Source organism: Alkalibacterium indicireducens, from assembly GCF_039522005.1.
GTDB lineage: Bacteria > Bacillota > Bacilli > Lactobacillales > Carnobacteriaceae_A > Alkalibacterium > Alkalibacterium indicireducens.
The window spans coordinates 1-1353 of sequence record NZ_BAAADA010000110.1; the positions used below are offsets into that span (position 1 = coordinate 1).

Genomic DNA, 1353 nt, shown 5'->3' on the forward strand with positions numbered 1-1353 from the left:
CATTTTAATATTAAAATTGAAGAGTTACCATCTCTAGAAAAAAAGTTTCCGCCAAAGTCTTGACACATACTGTATAGTAAAGCTGGTTTACTTCAGCGATGTGGACTGATACACTAACTGAAAGAACAAGGAGTGCCGCAACCATAACTAGGAGAACGATCACTCAGTAAAAGGAGTCGGAATATGAGAAATAGAGTGAATAAATGGCTGATCGCCGGTCTGTTCATCAGCCTGATCATGATAATCATCGGTTATTTCCTGTGGGCGATTGATGTTCCTGTGGATGTGCTTGCGGGACTTACTGCAGAAGAAGTGAACCAGATGCAGCAGGAACTGGCTTTAAACTATTCAGCTGGATTTTTTCTGTTGAATCTGGGCTTTGTCATTTTTACAGGAACATTGATGGCATTAGTTATCAGAAAACTTTTGGATATATTTACTGACAGGTAAAAGTGTATTTTACATTCTCCTTACAAAAGGTTATTTGCATTCGATTCCATTTGAATTAAATGAAAGATGATATACACTAGAGGTATCTCAAACAGAAGGAGTGAAGTGAATGGAACAGCAAGTGTACACCACCTATTGGCAGAATCGGCTGAGTAATGTAAAAAAAGAACACGGGAGTTACGAAAACGAGGAAGAGGCAATTAAGGGAATCAAAGCCTGGTGGGAACTTCATAAAGAAGCCTACCCGCATGCTGAGTACAAACGGACCAATTCAGGCGCTCTGGAAATTATTTATAATGATGATAATCACTTTTATCGCATTGAGAAACGCAGCATAGAAGGAAAGTTACCCAGTCGGAAATATAAACTACGAAAACCAGGAGAGGTGGAAGCTCTGCGTTCCAAACACAGCCTCCACGAGGAAGCCTATCTTTTTGAAGAACTGGCAGAACCGTATCAGGACAGGTTAGTACAGGCTATGGCTGACTCTATGAAACTCAGAAATTACGTATATGATTCAGAAGGCAGACCGATCAAAAAGTTAAATGAAAAATAATCGTATTCACTAAAGCCTCCCTTCCCATGGTGGGTTTGATGAAGGAAGCAGGAGTAGATGTCACGTACAAGAAATATGGAGGACCGGAGATGAACACCTCCAGCACATTTTTCACTGCAATATGAACCTTGAAGAAGCGAAAAATTGTAATCGTGAGGAAACAGAGTTCTTCAAGAAGCATTTAAACAGATAAAGAACCGGACAAATTCCGTTATGGACTTTGTCCGGTTCTTTTACGTTTTTTTAGAACGTCCTGCTCTATTATCTATTTATCATCATTTGACAGAAGACTCCCACCTCTAAGCGAAGCGTAGGTGGGAGATGAATGCCTATTGAGCGAAGCTCAA

2 protein-coding genes are annotated in these 1353 nt (G+C 40.2%); both read left to right on the plus strand.

Features of this window, described 5'->3' with window-relative positions:
• Positions 1 to 183 precede the first annotated feature (183 nt).
• Positions 184 to 450, plus strand: a complete 267-nt coding sequence (locus ABFX15_RS06820; RefSeq protein WP_346024714.1) for a hypothetical protein — start codon at positions 184 to 186, stop codon at positions 448 to 450.
• Positions 451 to 559: 109 nt separating this feature from the next.
• On the plus strand, positions 560 to 1006 hold the full coding sequence (locus ABFX15_RS06825) for a hypothetical protein (protein ID WP_346024715.1): 447 nt from the start codon (positions 560 to 562) through the stop codon (positions 1004 to 1006).
• The last annotated feature ends 347 nt before the right edge of the window (positions 1007 to 1353 follow it).